Genomic DNA, 18,779 nt, shown 5'->3' with positions numbered 1-18,779 from the left:
TGCTAAAAGTGAACGTTTTGAATAAAGAAGTTTCGTCGATGATTTTGGAAACTAAACGATTGCGCTTACGAAATTGGCGTGTTGGTGAAGAAGCTGTTTTGAAAACTTTTTTAGGATCTGATGAAGTAATGTATGCTTATGAAGGTGGGTTTGATGACCTTAAAATTGCCAATTGGTTATCTTGGAACCTCAAGTTGTATCAGGAAAAAGGTTACGGTCTTTGGGCAATCGAAAGAAAGTCAGACGGCAAGATAATTGGTGAATGTGGACTCACCGATCAAACGATTGATGGCAAAACCTATGTAGAAATTGGTTATCATTTAATAGCTAGCGAATGGCATAAAGGTTATATGATGGAAGCAACTCAAGCAGTCAAAAATTATGCGTTCGAAATATTACGAGTAGCAGAAGTGGTATCGATTATTCGAGATACAAATCTTGCTTCAATGAATGTAGCTATTCGTAATGGAATGACCGTTACTCAACGGATCGTTAAACAGTATAGCGGAATCGAGATGCCACATTATATTTTTAAAGTCAAAAAGAGAACAGCTTGTCAGAAGACTGAGGATTGATTTGACGTAAATAAATTTTAAGTAAAAAAGTCTTCTCATAATTGAGAGGACTTTTTTGTGAGCAATTACCTAGCTTCTAATAAACAGGGTGGATACAATCAAAAGGAAGGAGTGAGTGAAATGACAGCACGTGTTGTATTTTATGGAGCGATTAGTTTAGATGGCTATCTAGCAGATAAAGCCGATCATTTAGAATGGTTATACCATCAACCCGGCGGAGAACTAGTTCCTTATGAAGAATTTTATCAAGCAATCGATTTGACGATGATGGGCCGACGCACCTATGAAGTGGTCAAACGAGATGCGCCCCAAGAAAAATTGTACCCTGAAAAAGAAAATTATGTTTTTAGTCACTCAACAGTCTTAGTAGATGACAATATTCAGCTAATCCATCAAGATCCCATTGAATTTATTCAAGGACTACCTGGAAATAAAACTATTTGGGTCGTTGGTGGCGGAACGTTACTACAACCGATTATTGAAGCAGAAATGATCGATGAATGGTGGGTCCAAATCGTTCCAATTCTATTAGGAGAGGGGATCCCTCTATTTTTACCTCAACAAACCCAGCAGACATTACAATTGATCGACACCAAACAATATGGGCAGTTTGCCCAATTGCATTTGAAAAAACAAACTAGTTAATAGATCGTTGTATCGATTTCAGCAACGGCTACTTCAAATACTGCTTGGCACTCAAGTACCTGTTTTTCCTTTTTAGGGAAAGCTTCATCGTAGGCTGCTAACTGTTCTAAATCAGGCTCCATAGCTTCCGAGAAAAATACTCGTCCTTGGATAGAATCAAGAGCATTTGCTTGTAAAGGTAAAGCCATGATTCCGGTATAGTATTTTCCGTCAGGCATAGAAATACTATATTTTTTCGTTCCGACAAATCCGTAAGGCTGATAATGATAAGGAAAACCGCCGATAACGATCGCAGGGTACCCAATTTTTTTTGCTTCGGCTATGGAATGCGCTATTAATTTTTTACCATAGCCTTGGCGATGATAATCAGGGTCGATGCTAACTGGACCAAAAGTAATTAAGGGAAATTCCTTTCCAGACGCATCAACTACTTTAGACTTGCTATAAAAAATGCTGCCAATGATTTTTTCATCTAATTCAATAACAAAAGCTAATTCAGGAATAAAATCTGGGTGTTGACGTAACTGATGAACAATCAGATGTTCCACTGCTCCGGGAGTATATAAGTTCCAAAATGCTTTTCGTGTAATCAATTCAACAAAATAATGATCTTTTGGTTCTTCCAGTCGAATATTTATCGTCAAATAAAGCGCCTCCTTTTGATAAGTTAATTGTACCAAAGGCTGAGTAAAGAGTTCAATCAGTAATAATTTTTCACAAAAAAAGCCCACAGTTAAACTGCGAGCTGTTTAAAAGACAATTATTTAACTAATTTATTGAAGAACTCAATATACTTATCAGTGATAGTTTGGAAGAATTCCACGGTGCCGTCAGCGATATGACCATCATTGTCAACTAAGTTCATGATGCCACCGATGTAAGCTTCTGGTTGTTGTAGTGTAGGAACATCTAGGAAGACTAATGATTGGCGTAAAGCATGGTTTGCACCAAATCCGCCAGGCCCACCAGGTGAAACAGTTACGACTAAACCAGGTTTGCCACCCCAAACGCTGCTGCCCATTGGACGAGAGCCAACATCTAAAGCGTTCTTCAAAGCTGCTGGGACAGAACGATTATATTCAGGAGAGAAGAAGAATAAGCCATCAACGTCACTGACATCCTTACGGAAACGAGTCCAAGCTTCAGGGACTGAGCCTTCAACTTCAAGATCTTCGTTATAGAAGGGTAGATCATCGATTTGGATAAATTTTGCTTCAAAACCATCGGGTAGTAATTCTGCGAATTGTTTCGCTACGATTTTATTGTAAGAGTCTTTTCGAAGACTACCAACTAAAATACCAATTTTTTTAGACATATTTGTTCCTCCAATTTTTAAAAGTAATATTTATTGCTATTTAATAACCATAATTCAATCTTACAAAAAATAAGTAAAATGTGCAAAGGATACGCTCAGAGAAAAAAACAGCCTGTAAAGAAAAAACTCTTTACAGGGTCAAATAATAATGCTATTATACATCTTGTGATTAAATATATGGAGGTGTAGTTATATAATGGCAGTTAAAATTCGCTTGAAACGTATGGGTTCTAAGAAAAAACCTTTCTACCGTATCGTTGTTGCTGATTCTCGTTCTCCTCGTGATGGACGTTTTATCGAAACTGTGGGTACTTACAATCCTTTGAAAAACCCAGCAGAAGTCGTATTAAAAGAAGAAAATGTTTTAAACTGGTTAGGTAAAGGTGCGCAACCTTCTGATACAGTTCGTAACATTCTTTCTAAAGAAGGCATCATGCAAAAACACCACGAAGCTAAATTCGCTAAGAAATAAGGTGATCAATTATGCAAGATTTAAATAACCTTGTGTTGACCATTGTTCACCCGTTGGTGACAAAGCCTGAAGAAGTGAAGTTAGAGATCGAAGAATCGAATGATTTCTTAGAGTACAACTTAACGGTTGCACCCGAAGACATCGGCAGAATCATCGGAAAACAAGGCCGAGTAGCAAAAGCGATCCGTACGATCGTGTATAGTGTTCGGACAAATGGTCCGAAAAAAGTTCGTCTTAACATCGTGGATGGTAAATAAAGTTGGAACACTCGAGTCAGTTTGATTCGAGTGTTTTTTCATTGAAAATGCGATAGACTATAGGTGGAGGTGTTCCACCATGAAAAAATATGTACTATTGTTCAGTGCGTTGTTTGTTTTATCTGCATGCCAGTTGGGAAATAATGATTCGAAAGATAGCACGACCAAAGAAACTGCAAGTGCAACGGTTAAAACAAGTAGTTCTCAAGTAAGCTCAGAAAAAAATACTTCAAGTAGTAGTTCAAGTACAAATGCGTCGACCACTTCAAGTTCAAAAACAGCTGCTAGTAGCTCTGCTACCAATTCTACTCATAGTGATCATTCGCTTTCAGCAAATGAGGAATTGAAGGCAAATTACCCAAATGACCAATTTCCAGATCCTGCAACTATTAGCGGTGGGAAGCAAATCGGTATTACTGCCGCTGAAGAACAAGGGATCCTAAAGGTAAATTATTATATAGTAGACAAAGAAACACCTTTTAATGATGCTTCGTTGAATAGTCAAACGCCAGTAGCTCAATATCAGCGACAAACATATGCTTCAAGTGCAGCAGCTCAAAGCGCTGTTGGTCAAAACTATGATCCAAATGGACAACAAGTCGATTTAGGTCATAATATTATGGGTTATCAAAATTCTGGAGCGGGTTCAACGTACTTAACTTGGAAAGAAGGTAACTGGAGTATCGGTGTTCAGGCAAGTAATTTGGAACAAGAGAACCCGGTACCTTTTGCCAAACAAGTTGTTGAATATTTAGAGAGTGCCTTTTTACCAGTTCCACAAACGGCTGGCCAAATTTCTTTACGAGTGACAGCGAGCGATTATCAATCAAATCGAATTGCATGGCAAAACAATCAAACTGTTTACACTATCATGAATTCAGATAGCATGAATGGTTTGAAGATGGCTGTTTCAATGGCAAACTAAATACAGTAGGTAAGAAAGAGGGAAATACGTGACTAATTATTATAAAGTCGGAAAAATCGTCAATACCCATGGTATTCGCGGTGAAGTCCGAGTAATTTCTACAACCGATTTTACAGAAGACCGTTATCAAGTCGGAGAACAATTGTATTTGTTTCGTGATGATCAAGAAGTTCTGCCTCTAACGATCACCAGTTACCGCAGACATAAAAATTTTGATTTGTTGAGTTTTGAGGGTTACGGCAATATCAACTTAGTTGAACCATTTCGTGATGGAATCTTAAAAATCTCAGAAAAACAATTGGGTGATTTAAATGAACATGAATATTATTATCATGAAATCATCGGTTTGACAGTTGTCGATGAGGAAGATAAAGAAATCGGAAAAATCACCGAGATTTTATCACCAGGGGCCAATGATGTTTGGGTTGTAAAACGTAAAGGTGAAAAAGATGCATTGATTCCATATATTGAATCAGTGGTAAAAGATATCGATCTTACTGAAGGAGTCGTTCACGTTGAGATTCCGGAAGGATTGTTAGACGATGCGAATTGATGTATTGACCCTTTTTCCAAAAATGATCGAAGGCCCGCTAAATGAATCCATCATTGGAAAAGCCATTGAGAAAGAATTATTGGAGGTCAACGTGCATGATTTCCGTCAGTATTCAGATAACAAGCATAAGCAAGTAGACGATTATCCTTATGGTGGTGGTGCAGGTATGCTACTAAAAGTCCAACCCATTTACGATAATTTGAAAGCTATCGAACGTGCGACCAATAATCAAAAAAAACGGGTGATTTTGTTAGACCCTGCCGGAAAACCTTTCAATCAAAAAATGGCGGAAGAGTTCTCCCAAGAAGAACAGCTTGTTTTTGTTTGTGGTCATTATGAAGGTTACGATGAACGGATTCGTACTTTAGTAACGGATGAAGTCTCATTAGGTGATTATGTGTTGACTGGTGGCGAGTTAGGGGCGTTGGTTATGATTGATGCAACTGTTCGCTTATTGCCAGATGTATTAGGCAACCAAACTTCTGCCAAAACAGATTCGCATTCTACTGGTTTGTTAGAACATCCGCAGTACACCCGTCCGGCTGAATTCGAAGGGATGGGCGTACCGGAAGTTCTAATGAATGGGAATCATCGTTTGATCGAAGAATGGCAATTAAAAGAGTCTTTACGCCGCACGTACCACCGACGACCAGATATGTTAGAAAAACTTGAATTGACACCAGAAATGGAAAACCTATTAGCTGAAATCAAAAAAGAAGATTAGATAGACGATGACAAGAAATTTATCTTTACAGATAAGTTATAGTCTGATAGAATAACTTGGTGAGTGTAAACTCATCTATTACGATAATCCGCTAGGGTGATGCATCCTAAGATTGTTTGGAAATTAGGAGAATGATAAAATGAATCCATTAATCGAAGCTTTAACACAAGAACAATTACGTTCTGACATCCCAGCGTTCCGTCCTGGGGACACTGTTCGTGTTCACGCGAAAGTTGTCGAAGGAACTCGCGAACGTATCCAGTTATTCGAAGGTGTTGTAATCAAACGCCGTGGAGCTGGTATCAGCGAAACTTATACAGTACGTAAAATCTCTAATGGTGTTGGTGTGGAACGTACATATCCACTACACACTCCACGTGTTGCTAAAATTGAAGTAGTTCGTTACGGTAAAGTACGTCGTGCGAAACTTTACTACTTACGTGCATTACACGGAAAAGCAGCTCGTATCAAAGAAATCCGTCGTTAATCTATTATCAGATAACGCAAAGCCCTTGGAATCCAAGGGCTTTTTTCTTTTGTTTTAGTTGTGCTCTATAACATCAAATAGTAAAGTTTTGTAGTAGAATAAATTAGACAAAGAATTTTGAATAACAAAGAGAAGAGTGAGTATTTTTGGCAGTTTTTTTAGGAATCGATATTGGAACAACAGCAATTAAAATTGGAGTGATCCAGAGCAATCAGGTATTATATGCTAGTGAACATAGATTGCAGACTTACGGCGATGATACCGTAAAATATCAAAAAGGGCATGAGTTATTAATGACCTTGAGTGAAGCTGTTTTAGCGATCCCAAATGTATTTCGTCAGCAAGTTGAAACCATCTCTTTTAGTACAGCCATGCATAGTTTGATGCCAGATGATGAATCTAAGAAAATCTTTTTATGGTCAGATTTTCAAGCTGCCATCGCCATTGAAGCTTTTAAAAAGACAAATGAAGCCCCATCTTTTTATGAAATTTCTGGTACGCCGCTCCATGCGATGTCGCCATTTGCTAAAATATTAGCCTTACGTAGTGAGTACCCTCAAGATATTCATTGGTATGGAATCAAAGAATTGGTTTTACAATACTTTACAGGAAAACCCTTGATTGATTATTCTACCGCATCCGCCACAGGATTATTTGATATCCATAAAAGGCAATGGAGTAAAGCGATTTTGACGTATTTAAAAATTGAGGAAGCGCAATTAGGTGAACTTGTTGATCCGACCCAACTTGTTGAAGCATTACCTGAAATTTGCCAAAAATTTGGTTTTAAAACTTCAGTGAGTATAATGGCAGGTGCAAGTGATGGTGTACTGGCTGCCTATGCTAGTTTTTATCGTACAGGAAGAACCGCAAGTCTGACGATTGGGACGAGCGCAGCGGTTCGTCAAGTAACAAGAAGCGCTAAATTAAATTATAAAAAACAGAATTTTTGTTATTATTTAAATGAACACTATTATGTCTGCGGAGCACCATCAAACAATGGCGGATGTATATTGAGTTGGGCAGCAGAGCAGTTTGGAAAAGAGTCACTTGACTTTTTTGCTAATTTACCTGATATTCTAGCGCAAACTGAAATAGGCGCTAAAAATCTTCGTTTTTGGCCCTTTTTAAATGGCGAGCGCGCACCTTATTGGTCTAATGATATAGCAGGTGGATTTCAAGATTTAACGCTGCAACACCAAAGAAAAGATATGATTCGCAGTATAATTGAAGGTTTATTACTAAACGTGGCCCGTTTAGTTAAACTAGTAGCACCAAATGAGGAATTGTCGATTAGTGGTGGCTTTTTTCAAACTGCTGTGTTGGGAGAATTAGCGGCGGATATTTTCGGGTCTACTTGTTACTATGCAGTAGAAAATGAGCCGATTTTTGGGTTGTATTATTTGTTAGAACAACCAGAATTACCAAAAGAAAAGGCAAAACAAATTTTCAGAGTCAACCAAGCCAACTATAATAAATATCAAGCAATCAGCAAAAAATATTTTGAGGAAATCGATCAATTACTAGCTCAAAAGTAAAATTCTTCTTGTTAGAAGAATTTTTTTATTGACAATATAGTCTAATTAGACTATATTGTGTCAAGCAAAGTAATTGAGGAGTGAAATAATGAAATCTATTTTATTGATTGGCCAATCAAATATGGCAGGTCGTGGCTTTTTAACGGACGTGCCAACTATTTATAATGAAAACATCGAAATGTTACGCAATGGTCGCTGGCAAATGATGGCTGAACCGATTCATTTTGATCGTGAAGTAGCCGGTGTTGGTCCAGCAGCTTCCTTTGCGTCAGCATGGTTAAATGATTACCCTGAAGAAAAAATCGGCTTGATTCCTTGTGCAGAAGGCGGAAGTTCGATTGCTGAATGGGCAGATGATCAATTACTGACTCGGCACGCATTGTCAGAAGCAAAGTTTGCGATGGAAACAAGCGAGTTGATCGGCATTTTATGGCATCAAGGTGAAAATGACAGTTTAAATGGTTTACACAAAGTTTATGCTGAAAAATTAGCCGCAGTTTTTGCTCATTTCAGAAGTGAACTAGGGTTACCAGAGTTACCGATTATTGTAGGAGAACTTCCTGAATTTTTAGGGAAAAGTGGTTTCGGCTTAAGTGCGACTGAATATAAAGAAATTAATCATGAAATAAAAAAAGTAGTCGTAGAGACTGAAAATTGTTATCTTGTTAGCGCAGAAGGTTTGACTGCCAACCCTGACGGTATTCACATCGATGCAGTATCACAACGTAAATTTGGAATACGTTATTATGAAGCGTTTAGTAAGAAGATAGATATACTTCAACCTTTAGAAAATGAAGAAAAGCAGTTACAAAAAATATATGCTCGACAACAAACCAAAAATGAAAAAATCTATCGCTTAAGTCGTAGTTTTGCCTTAGGAGAATTAGACTTTCAAGCCTTCATGACTAAATTTGGGGAGATTTCAAACGAATGATTCCGTTATTGATTTTGGGTCTTTTAAAAGAAAAACCTGAGTCTTATGGTTATGAGTTACTGGCATATATGGAAGCTAATTACTTCCAATATTTTGTCCGTTTTACCAAAGGTTCTTTTTATTACAATTTGCAGCAATTAGAAGAAAAAAGTTTGTTAGAGAGAATAAATGTTTCAAGTGAAGTTATAGAAAAAGAAAAAAATCGTTATGTGATTACCGAAAAAGGGGAGCAAGAATTTGATCGTCTGTTTCTAAAATACGGTCATAAAAATGATGTGATCACTTTTTCTTTTTACACTCCCATGCTTTTTGCAGAGGAAATCACTTCTGAGAATATGATTGATTTATTAGAAGTCCAAATAGAACAAACAAAAGAGAAAATTAGGTTAATCGAAGATTCATTGAAGAATCCGGGCAATCTGCGGAAACCGTTTATTCAAATGATGGAGAATTCAAAACGTCATCATCAAGTAAATTTACAATGGTTTCAAGAACAATTGTCAGAATATCAATAAAAGACCAGAGAAATCAATCGATTTCTCTGGTCTTTTATTGGTTTACCAAGGGATAACACCCTCACGATTAAAGAAGCAGCCAGTTGGACCATTTTGATCAATTGTTGCTAATTCTACAATAACATCAGAGCCTTCCTCCAGCGTTTGGATACCGTTACTAAAGTTTTCGCCAGTATTTGTTGGGCCGGGATCAACTGCATTGATTTTGATATTTGGTAACCCTTTTGCATACTGAACTGTAAGCATCGAGACAGCCGCTTTAGAAGAACTATATGCCAATGAATTAACTTTTGATTCAATTTTAGTAGGATTTTGTACTTGACCAAAAGAACCTAAGCCACTGCTGACATTGACAATAACTGGAAAACTTGATTTTTCCAAAAGTGTCAAAAAGTGATATGTGACAGAAACTAAGCCGAAAACATTCGTATCAAATACATTTTTCATTGCAGCAGCATCAATTTCTGCTGGTTTACTAAAACCGCCAGGAATGCCAGCATTGTTAATTAAGATATCGATTTTTCCTTCTTTTTCTTTGATTAATTCAACGGCTTTAATGATCGATTTTTCGTCTGTTACATCTAAAGCAACGGAAGAAGTACCGATTTCTTTAGCCACTTTTTCTACTTTTTCTGCAGTTCTTGAAGTGATATAAACAGTATAACCTAATTTTTTTAAGCGAACAGCCGTAGCGCGGCCTAACCCCGTACTGCTTCCAGTAATTAAAACAATTCTTTTATCCATAAATTTTTACCAACTTTCCAAAAATAAAACTTGTAGTTACAACTTTAAACAGATGATACTCTTTGGAAATTAATTTGTCAATTAAACTGTTGCAAATAAAAGTAAATGGCAGTTACTTATGTTATGATAAAAGAAAGGTGGTTACGATGAAAACAAATCAAGATACATTATCAGAAAATATTTATTTAGTAAATTTGATGCAGCAGGATTTTATTGATACAAGGTTAAAGAAAATCGGTTTAACCGCTCATCAAGCACGAACGTTAAATTATATTGGATTCAATCCGGGTGTGATCCAAAAAAAATTAGCCAATTATTTAGGTAAGCAGGATGCTACGGTTACTAATATTTTGAAAGTATTGGAAAAGAAAGACTATATCGAACGTAAAATTCCAGTAGATAATGAACGCCAAAAAAATTTATTTTTAACAGGCCGAGGTTTAGAATTGACTAAAGAAATCCAACAGATATTTGCTGACCTAAATAATCACGTCACAAACTTACTAGATAAGGAAGAGCAATATCAGCTGAAAAAATTACTTAAAAAAATTCAATAATAGTAGTTAAACTGATACACGGATAATTGGGTATCAGTTTTTTTATTTGTTTAAAAACAATAATTAATTTTTATATTTTGTGAATCAAGAAATTTATTTAAAGTAAGTTTTTATTTTGAAGCAATTAATTTTTTATTAGTTAGGAGTTCAATTACTTAAGAAATTAAAAAAAAGTTGGTTTGTAATCATTTCTTGGAGTTGCTAACATTTAAATCATAGAAAACGTTTACGAATAATTTTTTCTGATTGCGGGAGAGCGCAGAAATTCTGTCACCGAAGGTATAAGTTATAAAGTACGCTAACTCTATAATGAACATCTCAGGTAAATGGACCGTAATCATATGAACCTCTGAAGAGCAGTAATGCACCGATGGAGCAAGCCTCAAAAAGGTGAATCTCTCAGGTTAGTGACAGGGGCAACAGCAAAATATGTTGTTGCCCTTTAACTATGTTTAAAATTTCTATTTTAAAATCAATGCTCTTATGTGAATTTGGTAACAATTGAAAAGGCGGTAGAGAAGTGTTTGTCATCACAAATAATCCAATGGTAAAAGAAAAATTCAATCCAAGTACTAACATATATTTTATCAACGACTCATATGGAGCTGTACTGGAAGCCACAAAGAAATCTATTATCAATGAATATAGTTCTTTATTATCCCATCCTTTGAGTGGAAGTATCAAACCCAACGAGACTTACTACAAAACTATTTTTATGTTAGAGACCAACTCTCAATCTATCCATATCGAGAGTTTAGAATATATTGAATCTGCAATAGCTGTCTACGAAAAATTTATTAAAACTAAGCAGCGACCTGATTGGTCTTTAGGCGTACTGCATGATTTTGCTTTTGTAGACTTTTATATTGCACAAAGTACGTTGAGCAGAATGGGGGGATGATTTAAGTGCTCAATGACTTTCGACTAACTAGAACTGAGGTGAATGAATGAAACTTGAACTTGGAACTATTGAGATCAAAAAGGTTGTTTTGTCTCAAAAAGAGAAAATTGAAAAAGGAATATTGTTTATTGATCCAGCCAAAATCAAAGAATTAGTTTTGTCAGATGACCGCTTAAAGAGTTGTGAGATTGAAATTGCTATTCCTGGGGAAAGCATCCGGATTACACCAGTCAAGGATGTGATCGAACCAAGATGTAAAGTTGATTCATCTATGGGGATATTTCCAGGAGTAATAAATAAAGTAGATATTGTCGGAAGCGGTCGGACTCATGCTTTAAAAGGCTGTGGCGTGATGACGGTTGGGAAAATTGTGGGTTTTCAAGAAGGAATCGTCGATATGCAAGGTCCGGGCTCTGAATTAACGCCTTTTTCTCAATTGATTGAGATTTGTTTAGTCTTAAAACCTCAAGATGGATTATCTCCACATTTGTATGAAGAAGCAGTCCGCTTTGCCGGATTAAAAGTAGCGGATTATATTGGCAAATTTGGTGAAAATGTCGAGCCTGATAAGATCGATATATTTGAAACGTTACCATTGTTAGAACAGATCCAACAATATCCTAAGTTGCCCAAAGTGGGTTATGTCTATATGTTACAAACGCAAGGATTGCTTCATGATACCTATGTCTATGGTACTGATGCTAAACATATTGTTCCGACGATTTTATATCCAACAGAAGTGATGGATGGAGCGATCATTAGTGGAAACTGTGTTTCTGCTTGCGATAAAAACACGACCTATCATCATTTAAATAATCCAGTGATCGCTGATTTGTATAAGAAACATGGAAAAGAATTAAATTTCTTAGGTGTGATCGTTACAAATGAAACGGTCTATTTACAAGATAAACATCGTTCAAGTGACTTTGTCGCAAAATTAAGTGAATATTTAGGATTAGATGGTGTCATTATTTCGCAAGAAGGATTTGGAAATCCTGATACTGATCTAATTATGAATTGTAAAAAAGTTGAAGAAAAAGGAATCAAAACAGTTATCGTTACGGATGAATACGCTGGTAGAGATGGCGCTAGCCAGTCACTAGCCGATGCAGATAAATTAGCAACTGCTGTTGTGACCGGCGGAAATGCAAATGAAACGATCCGATTACCGAAGATGGAGCGATTGATTGGGCAACTAGATGATGTCGATGTTATTGCGGGCGGCTTTGATGGCAGCTTGAAAGAGGATGGATCGATTGAAGTTGAAATTCAGGCAATCACCGGTGCAACAAATGAACTTGGTTTTAATAAAATGTCAGCAAAAGGCATTTAATAATAAAAAAATAGGGAGGAACAACTAATGACTTTAGAATTAAACAATAAAAAAGTCTTAGTGATCGGCGACCGTGATGGTATTCCAGGGCAGGCAATCGAAGCTTGTATTGCCGGAACTGGAGCTGACGTAATATTCTCGTCAACAGAATGTTTTGTCTGAACGGCCGCTGGTGCAATGGACTTAGAAAATCAACGTAGAGTAAAAGAAGCTGCAAATACATTTGGCGCAGAAAATGTCGTTATTCTTATTGGAGCTGCTGAAGGAGAAGCAGCAGGATTAGCGGCAGAAACTGTAACGAATGGCGATCCTACGTTTGCCGGTCCATTAACCAATGAACAGCTAGGTTTAGCTGTATATCACGCTGTAGAGCCAGAATTTAAAGCAGCTGTTGCTGCAGATGTTTTTGAAGAGCAAATCGGCATGATGAAAATGGTTTTAGATGTTGACGACATCATTGAAGAAGTTTCTGAAATGAGGAATCAATACGCCAAATATTAATTGTAAGGAAGTGTCTTATGACTAAATATAGAGTTGTTCACTATATCAATCAATTCTATGCTGGAATTGGTGGTGAAGAAAAAGCGGACATTCGACCATTCTCTAAAGAAAAAGTAGTAGGGCCAGGACTTGCTTTTATGAATTCATTTGGTGAGGAAGCCGAAATCGTCGGTACTGTCGTTTGCGGCGATAGTTTTTTCAATGAAAATTTGGATAGTGCCAAAGCAGATGTCTTAGAACGAATTAAACAATTCAATCCAGATATTGTGATCGCTGGTCCAGCCTTTAATGCTGGTCGCTATGGGATTGCCTGTGGCGAAGTTGCTCAGGCAGTTATGTCAGAATTAAAAATTACGGCTGTTACTGGGATGTATGAAGAAAATCCTGGTGTAGAGATGTATAAGAAGGGAGCTTATATAGCCCCTACAAGAAACAGCGCAGCAGGAATGCGAAAAGCTGTCCCGATTTTAGCACGATTAGCATTGAAGTTGTTAAATGGAGAGAGTGTCTCACCGGAAAAGGATAGCTACTTTATTCGCTATCGTAAAAATTTTCAAGCGAAAAGCCGGGGTTCTGAACGAGCTGTGGATATGCTGTTGCATAAATTGAAGGACGAAGAATTTATGACCGAATATCCAATGCCAGAATTTGATAATGTAGCGCCAGCAAATGCTATCAATGATTTATCAAAAGTAAAAATTACTTTGGTAACTTCGGGTGGTATCGTTCCCAAAGGAAATCCAGATCGAATTGAATCTAGTAGCGCATCAAAATATGGCATGTATCCAATTGAATCGCTAGATAAATTTGCAGAAACTGATTATGAAACGGCTCATGGCGGGTATGATCCTGTCTATATAAATCAAGACCCCAACCGAGTATTACCTTTAGATATAGTAAGAGAAATGGAACGAACAGGTGTGATTGGAAGCTTGCATAATTTTTTCTATACTACAGTAGGAAATGGGACAGCAGTTGCGAACGCCAAAAAATATGCGGCAGAAATTGCACAAAAATTACTAGCAGATGGAGTCGATGCAGTGATTTTGACTTCTACCTGAGGAACCTGTACACGTTGCGGTGCAACGATGGTAAAAGAAATTGAAAAAACAGGCTTGACTGTCATTCATATTTGTACAGTCGTTCCGATCTCACAAACAGTTGGCGCAAATCGAATTGTTCCAGCAATCGCGATTCCTCATCCATTAGGAAATCCTAATCTTAGTTTGGAAGAGGAGAAAAAACTTCGTCGTAGTATCGTTGCAAAAGCGCTGAATGCGATGACAATACCGGTGGATAATCAGACTGTATTTGAATAGTATTTCTGCTTGAACAAGTTTTGTTCAGGCGAAATTGTTATCTAGCTTATTGAAGTTCCTACAAAAATAAAATGAATCTGGTTCAAAAAAGGAGCGAAAAAAATGTACGATGTGATTATTATTGGTGGAGGCCCCGCCGGTTTAACAGCAGCTATTTATAATGCTAGAGCACGACTAAACGTATTACTTTTAGAAAAAACCAAGTTAGGTGGACAGATCGTTTCAACACATGAAATTGCTAATTTTCCAGGATCAATCAAACTGACTGAACAAGAAACTTCAGGTCCGGAGTTGATCCAAAGAATGGCAGAACAAGCCGAACAATTTGGAGTAGAAATCCAATTACGAAAAGAAGTGATTGATTTAGCAATTGAAGGGACGGTCAAAAAGGTAACTTGTAATGATGGATCGGTCTATGAAGCGTCCGCTATCATTTGTGCGAATGGTGCTTTTCCAAGAGAGATTGGCTGTCCAGGAGAACGTGAGTTGGTTGGAAAAGGGGTTTCTTACTGTGCGACTTGCGATGGTGCTTTCTTTGAAGATCTGGAAGTTTATGTTATCGGCGGAGGAAACTCTGCAGTTGAAGAAGCGATGTTCATCACGACATTTGCTCGTAAAGTTACGATTATCCAAAACCTCAGTGAACTGACTGCAGATGCTATTGCGATAGAACAAGCCATGGCAAACAATAAAATCGATTATATCTTTGATTCTATCGTAGAAAGTATTGAAGGTGATGGCATGGTAGAAGCGATGACCATCCGAAATACAAAATCAGGCGAAGTAACACGAATTGAAGCCGATGAAGACGATGGATTATTTGGTATTTTTGTTTTTATTGGAAATGTTCCAAGTACGAAACTTTATGAAGGAAAAGTACCATTGAATGACTATGGATATATGACTACAGATGAAACAATGTCTACACCAATACCGGGTGTTTTTGCAGCAGGTGATATGCGCCCTAAGGTATTACGTCAAGTAGTAACTGCTTCTGGTGATGGTGCGATCGCTGCATTTTCGGCACAAAAATACATTGAAAAAGTAAAACGGGAGGTTTCAATGGCATGATTGAACTAACAGTGGAAAGTTTTGCAGCAGAAGTTTTGACACAAGAAGCGCCGGTCTTGGTAGATTGGTGGGGCGAGAGTTGTGAAAATTGTATAGCACTGATGCCCGATGTAGACGCTTTGCATACTGCATACGGGGACAAAATTCGTTTTACCAAGTTTAATACTTCGCAGAAAATGGTTCGTCGTTTTTGTATTCAGCAGAAGATTTTAGGTCTGCCAGTTATCTCGATTTATCATCACGGAGAAAAGGTCGCAGAAGTAGCAAAAGACGACTGTACAAAAGAAGCGATTGAAACGATGATTCAAAAATATATTTAAGGTGGTACACAGATGAATTATTCTACTTTAAGAGGAGCAAGTTATGTCTTAGTGCACACCCCGGATATGATCGAGCATAATGGGACGACTCAGACAACAGAAAAAATCACGACCCCAGACAGTCCTTATTTAGCGAATCTGTATGATAATTTACGAAGTTTTGAAGAAGTAGTAAATTATGCACCGAATCAAACCTTTATTGGAAATTTGAGTTACGAAGATTTAAAAGCGTTACCCCAGCCCTGGGTAGCACAGCCTTTTTTGGGAACTCGAGAGGGTAAATTTGGCGAAATAATGCCTGAAATCGAGTTTTATGGCTTGCTACAAATCGTAGATGTTTTCGAATTGGTTCATTTAGAAGAAACGTTTGCAGTAAAAGTCCGCGAAGCGTTGAGTAAGCACTCTCTGTTTGCAGACGATAGTGATAGCATCAAAACGGGTAAAAGTAGTGACTGGATCAAAAAAGAAGTTGCTGAAAATCATGCTGAAGGTCTTTATTTCGAACGTCGTTTGGTTGGCTGTGTCAGTCCAGCACATCAAATTGATGCAAATTTGAACGCACATGTAATGTTAGAGAATTTAGTAGTAAAAGCTAGTGGTGTTTTGGCATTGCGCCAATTAATTGCAAAGCAAAATCTTGATCCAAAAGAAATTGATTATGTGATTGAATGTAGCGAAGAAGCTTGTGGTGATATGAACCAACGTGGCGGAGGAAACTTTGCGAAATCAATTGCTGAACTGTGCGGATGTATTCATGCAACAGGTTCTGATATTCGAAGTTTTTGTGCAAGTCCGACGCATGCCTTAATCACGGCTTCTGCTTTGGTTGCTTCAGGTACACATAAAAATGTAGTGTTAGTAGCCGGTGGCGCTACAGCGAAATTAGGAATGAATGGAAAATCACACGTAGGAAAAGAATTGCCAATTTTAGAGGATGTTTTAGGTGGATTTGCGGCAATAATCAGTGAAAATGATGGGAAGCACCCCCTTTTGCGGCATGATATGACTGGAAAACATGAAGTTGGCAGTGGATCTAGTCCTCAAGCAGTCACAACAGCATTAATAGCAAGTGTATTAGATAAAGGCCAATTAACGATTAATGATATTGATGTTTATTCAGTAGAGATGCAAAATCCTGATATCACCAAACCAGCTGGAGCTGGGGATGTCCCATTAGCAAATCTGAAAATGATCGGTGCTATTGGGGTCTTACGTAAAGATATTGAGAAAAAAGAGTTGATGAATTTTGTTAATGAAAAATCACTCGTAGGTTGGGCACCAACCCAAGGGCATATTCCAAGTGGCATTCCTTATTTAGGTTTTGCGACTGAGGACCTAGTTAGTGGAAATAAAAAGCGGGCACTGATCGTTGGTAAGGGGTCTTTATTCTTAGGGAGAATGACCAATTTATTTGATGGTGTTTCAATTTTGATTGAACGAAACGATGGCAATATTTCTGAAGAGAATCAGCAAGATGTAGAAGAATTGGTAAAAAAAGAAGTGGCACAAGCCTTAAGAAGTTTTGCGGCCAGTCTTACCCTAGAATAGAGGTGTTTCGATGTCTAAACAAGTGAAGCAAACTGTAAAAAAAGTAGTTGAAGATTTAGCCACTAGCTTAGAAACAGGTCGGATGGAACCTAGAATAAAAATAGGGTTAACGATTGATGGAAGTGAATTAGGGTATGAGGTGATGCGTGAAGCAGCTCATATCATCAAACAAAAGAATCGATTTGACTTAGTGCTGATTGGTCCTGAGTTGGATTGGACGAATGAATTTATTCATTATTCAACCAATGAATGCCCCAAAAATGCGGCTGGTTTGATGGAAACGTTATTAGATAGCGGAGAAATCCAAGGTTGCGTAACGCTACATTATAATTTTCCTATCGGTGTTTCAACAGTTGGAAAAGTTGTTACACCCGCATTAGGAAAAGAATTATTCATTGCTACGACGACTGGAACAACAAGTAGCAATAGAAATGAAGCGATGGTCTTGAATGCAATCAATGGGGTTGTTGCAGCTAAAGCGACGGGGATCAAAAAACCAACAATCGGTATTTTGAATGTTGAGGGAGCAAAAATTGTTGAACGCGCCTTGATATCATTAAAAGAAAATGGGTACGAACTTCTATTTGGTGAGAGTCAACGTGAAGATGGCGGAAAAGTACTACGAGGAAACGATCTATTACTAGGCAGTGTCGATGTTGTAGTTTGTGATAGTTTAACGGGAAATATCTTGATGAAACTTTTTTCTGCTTATATGAGCGGCGGTAACTACGAAACAGTTGGTTCTGGTTATGGTCCGGGTATTGGACGTAATTACGGACGAAATATCTGTATTATTTCTCGAGCAAGTGGTACACCAGTTATTGCGAATGCTTTAGAATATGCTTATGAGCTAGCAAAAGGTAAGTTAGAAAAAATAAGTCAAGTCGAATATAACAAAGCGCAGCAAGCAAAACTAAAAAAAATTTGTGAAGAACTGACTTCCTCACCGGTAACAGAAACAAAAGAGATAATGGCACCGCCAAAAGAAATCGTGACCAGTGAGATTTCAGGAATTGAAATTATGGAATTGGAAGAAGCTGTTTACACTTTATGGAAAGTTGATATTTATGCTGAGAGTGGTATGGGGTGTACCGGTCCAATTATTTTAGTCAACGAAACAAAGATTGGTCGAGCAAAAGAAGAATTAAAAAAGAAAAACTATTTGTAATTTTTTGCAGGACTATAATTAAAATTGTTGGTTCTGAATAAATTTTTAACTAATTGTATAAGCAATACTAAGGTAGCTAATTAGAAATTATTTTTCTATGATTGTTGGAAAATAATTTCTTGATTGGGCTATCTTTTTTTGTAAGCACCTTTCTCAAGGTACTTGAATTAATAAAATAGCAACATTTCATGAACAAGATACAAATAATTTTTTTTATAGTAAGTACAGAAATAAGGGAGGAAGAAATCAGGGAGGAAGAAATCAGATGAAAAAAATTTTTTTAGTCACCTTAATCGCGACAGGAGCTGCTGTAATCGTTCTGAAAACAAAAAAGCTCGACAAATCCATGGTTAAGCTAGTGCCTATTTGGACTAACA

23 protein-coding genes and 1 riboswitch are annotated in these 18,779 nt (G+C 37.4%); of the genes, 20 read left to right on the top strand and 3 right to left on the bottom strand.

Going from position 1 to position 18,779, the window contains the following annotated elements:
- The first annotated feature begins 38 nt into the window (after window positions 1-38).
- The gene (locus tag RV04_RS03845; RefSeq protein WP_071857176.1) at window positions 39-575 is read left to right on the top strand and encodes a GNAT family N-acetyltransferase; all 537 of its coding nucleotides are present in this window, start codon (window positions 39-41) and stop codon (window positions 573-575) included.
- Window positions 576-695: 120 nt separating this feature from the next.
- Window positions 696-1,220: a dihydrofolate reductase family protein gene (locus RV04_RS03840; RefSeq protein WP_071857147.1), complete on the top strand. Its 525-nt coding sequence runs from the start codon at window positions 696-698 to the stop codon at window positions 1,218-1,220.
- Here RV04_RS03840 and RV04_RS03835 read toward each other — a convergent pair.
- Both RV04_RS03835 and RV04_RS03830 read right to left on the bottom strand, forming a co-directional pair.
- Window positions 1,217-1,864 (bottom strand): GNAT family N-acetyltransferase, encoded by a 648-nt coding sequence (locus tag RV04_RS03835; protein WP_071857146.1) that lies wholly within the window; start codon window positions 1,862-1,864, stop codon window positions 1,217-1,219. The two genes, RV04_RS03840 and RV04_RS03835, sit on opposite strands and share 4 nt — an antisense overlap.
- A 116-nt stretch (window positions 1,865-1,980) precedes the next feature.
- The gene (locus RV04_RS03830) at window positions 1,981-2,535 is read right to left on the bottom strand and encodes an NADPH-dependent FMN reductase (RefSeq protein ID WP_071857145.1); all 555 of its coding nucleotides are present in this window, start codon (window positions 2,533-2,535) and stop codon (window positions 1,981-1,983) included.
- A 196-nt stretch (window positions 2,536-2,731) separates the two neighbouring features.
- Between RV04_RS03830 and rpsP the strand changes: the two genes are divergently transcribed.
- From rpsP to RV04_RS03785, 9 genes are all read left to right on the top strand, one after another.
- Entirely contained in the window at window positions 2,732-3,007 is a 276-nt protein-coding gene (gene rpsP / locus RV04_RS03825; protein ID WP_071857144.1) for a 30S ribosomal protein S16, read from the top strand.
- A gap of 11 nt (window positions 3,008-3,018) precedes the next feature.
- On the top strand, window positions 3,019-3,264 hold the full coding sequence (locus tag RV04_RS03820; RefSeq protein ID WP_071857143.1) for a KH domain-containing protein: 246 nt from the start codon (window positions 3,019-3,021) through the stop codon (window positions 3,262-3,264).
- A 79-nt stretch (window positions 3,265-3,343) separates the two neighbouring features.
- Window positions 3,344-4,189: a membrane lipoprotein lipid attachment site-containing protein gene (locus RV04_RS03815; protein ID WP_071857142.1), complete on the top strand. Its 846-nt coding sequence runs from the start codon at window positions 3,344-3,346 to the stop codon at window positions 4,187-4,189.
- 28 nt (window positions 4,190-4,217) lie between these two features.
- Window positions 4,218-4,742, top strand: coding sequence for a ribosome maturation factor RimM (rimM, locus tag RV04_RS03810; RefSeq protein ID WP_071857141.1), 525 nt, complete (start codon window positions 4,218-4,220; stop codon window positions 4,740-4,742).
- The gene (trmD, locus tag RV04_RS03805; RefSeq protein ID WP_071857140.1) at window positions 4,732-5,466 is read left to right on the top strand and encodes a tRNA (guanosine(37)-N1)-methyltransferase TrmD; all 735 of its coding nucleotides are present in this window, start codon (window positions 4,732-4,734) and stop codon (window positions 5,464-5,466) included. Before rimM ends, trmD begins: the two co-directional genes overlap by 11 nt.
- Before the next feature lie 139 nt (window positions 5,467-5,605).
- Complete coding sequence (gene rplS / locus RV04_RS03800; protein ID WP_071857139.1) at window positions 5,606-5,953, top strand: 50S ribosomal protein L19; 348 nt, start codon at window positions 5,606-5,608, stop codon at window positions 5,951-5,953.
- 146 nt (window positions 5,954-6,099) lie between these two features.
- Window positions 6,100-7,491 (top strand): gluconokinase, encoded by a 1,392-nt coding sequence (locus RV04_RS03795; protein ID WP_071857138.1) that lies wholly within the window; start codon window positions 6,100-6,102, stop codon window positions 7,489-7,491.
- Window positions 7,492-7,579: 88 nt separating this feature from the next.
- Window positions 7,580-8,425, top strand: a complete 846-nt coding sequence (locus tag RV04_RS03790) for a sialate O-acetylesterase (protein WP_071857137.1) — start codon at window positions 7,580-7,582, stop codon at window positions 8,423-8,425.
- Window positions 8,422-8,940, top strand: coding sequence for a PadR family transcriptional regulator (locus tag RV04_RS03785; RefSeq protein ID WP_071857136.1), 519 nt, complete (start codon window positions 8,422-8,424; stop codon window positions 8,938-8,940). Before RV04_RS03790 ends, RV04_RS03785 begins: the two co-directional genes overlap by 4 nt.
- A 42-nt stretch (window positions 8,941-8,982) precedes the next feature.
- Here the strand turns inward: RV04_RS03785 and RV04_RS03780 are convergent, their stop codons facing one another.
- Window positions 8,983-9,684 (bottom strand): SDR family NAD(P)-dependent oxidoreductase, encoded by a 702-nt coding sequence (locus tag RV04_RS03780; RefSeq protein WP_071857135.1) that lies wholly within the window; start codon window positions 9,682-9,684, stop codon window positions 8,983-8,985.
- A gap of 146 nt (window positions 9,685-9,830) precedes the next feature.
- On the opposite strand from RV04_RS03780, the gene RV04_RS03775 reads away from it, so the two are divergent.
- From RV04_RS03775 to grdD, 9 genes are all read left to right on the top strand, one after another.
- Entirely contained in the window at window positions 9,831-10,241 is a 411-nt protein-coding gene (locus tag RV04_RS03775; RefSeq protein ID WP_071857134.1) for a MarR family winged helix-turn-helix transcriptional regulator, read from the top strand.
- A 239-nt stretch (window positions 10,242-10,480) separates the two neighbouring features.
- Window positions 10,481-10,585, top strand: a riboswitch (glycine riboswitch).
- Window positions 10,586-10,761: 176 nt separating this feature from the next.
- Window positions 10,762-11,142, top strand: coding sequence for a GrdX family protein (locus RV04_RS03770; protein WP_071857133.1), 381 nt, complete (start codon window positions 10,762-10,764; stop codon window positions 11,140-11,142).
- 46 nt (window positions 11,143-11,188) lie between these two features.
- The gene (locus tag RV04_RS03765; protein WP_071857132.1) at window positions 11,189-12,475 is read left to right on the top strand and encodes a glycine/sarcosine/betaine reductase component B subunit; all 1,287 of its coding nucleotides are present in this window, start codon (window positions 11,189-11,191) and stop codon (window positions 12,473-12,475) included.
- A gap of 27 nt (window positions 12,476-12,502) precedes the next feature.
- A complete protein-coding gene (gene grdA, locus RV04_RS03755) occupies window positions 12,503-12,976 on the top strand; it encodes a glycine/sarcosine/betaine reductase complex selenoprotein A (RefSeq protein ID WP_084405507.1) in 474 nt (157 codons plus the stop codon).
- Between the two features lie 17 nt (window positions 12,977-12,993).
- Window positions 12,994-14,295, top strand: a complete 1,302-nt coding sequence (gene grdB, locus RV04_RS03750; RefSeq protein WP_084405506.1) for a glycine reductase complex selenoprotein B — start codon at window positions 12,994-12,996, stop codon at window positions 14,293-14,295.
- A 102-nt stretch (window positions 14,296-14,397) separates the two neighbouring features.
- On the top strand, window positions 14,398-15,366 hold the full coding sequence (locus RV04_RS03740) for an NAD(P)/FAD-dependent oxidoreductase (RefSeq protein ID WP_071857127.1): 969 nt from the start codon (window positions 14,398-14,400) through the stop codon (window positions 15,364-15,366).
- The gene (trxA, locus tag RV04_RS03735) at window positions 15,363-15,686 is read left to right on the top strand and encodes a thioredoxin TrxA (RefSeq protein WP_071857126.1); all 324 of its coding nucleotides are present in this window, start codon (window positions 15,363-15,365) and stop codon (window positions 15,684-15,686) included. Before RV04_RS03740 ends, trxA begins: the two co-directional genes overlap by 4 nt.
- A gap of 12 nt (window positions 15,687-15,698) precedes the next feature.
- On the top strand, window positions 15,699-17,234 hold the full coding sequence (grdC, locus tag RV04_RS03730) for a glycine/sarcosine/betaine reductase complex component C subunit beta (RefSeq protein WP_071857125.1): 1,536 nt from the start codon (window positions 15,699-15,701) through the stop codon (window positions 17,232-17,234).
- Window positions 17,235-17,244: 10 nt separating this feature from the next.
- Window positions 17,245-18,402 carry a glycine/sarcosine/betaine reductase complex component C subunit alpha gene (gene grdD, locus RV04_RS03725; protein ID WP_071857124.1) on the top strand — a complete coding sequence of 386 codons (1,158 nt, stop codon included), beginning with the start codon at window positions 17,245-17,247 and terminating at the stop codon, window positions 18,400-18,402.
- Window positions 18,403-18,779 lie beyond the last annotated feature (377 nt).

The sequence above is a fragment of the Enterococcus hermanniensis genome (assembly GCF_001885945.1).
Lineage (GTDB): Bacteria > Bacillota > Bacilli > Lactobacillales > Enterococcaceae > Enterococcus_A > Enterococcus_A hermanniensis.
The sequence above is the reverse complement of the archived record's forward strand: the minus strand, read 5'-3'. Positions and strand labels throughout refer to the sequence as shown.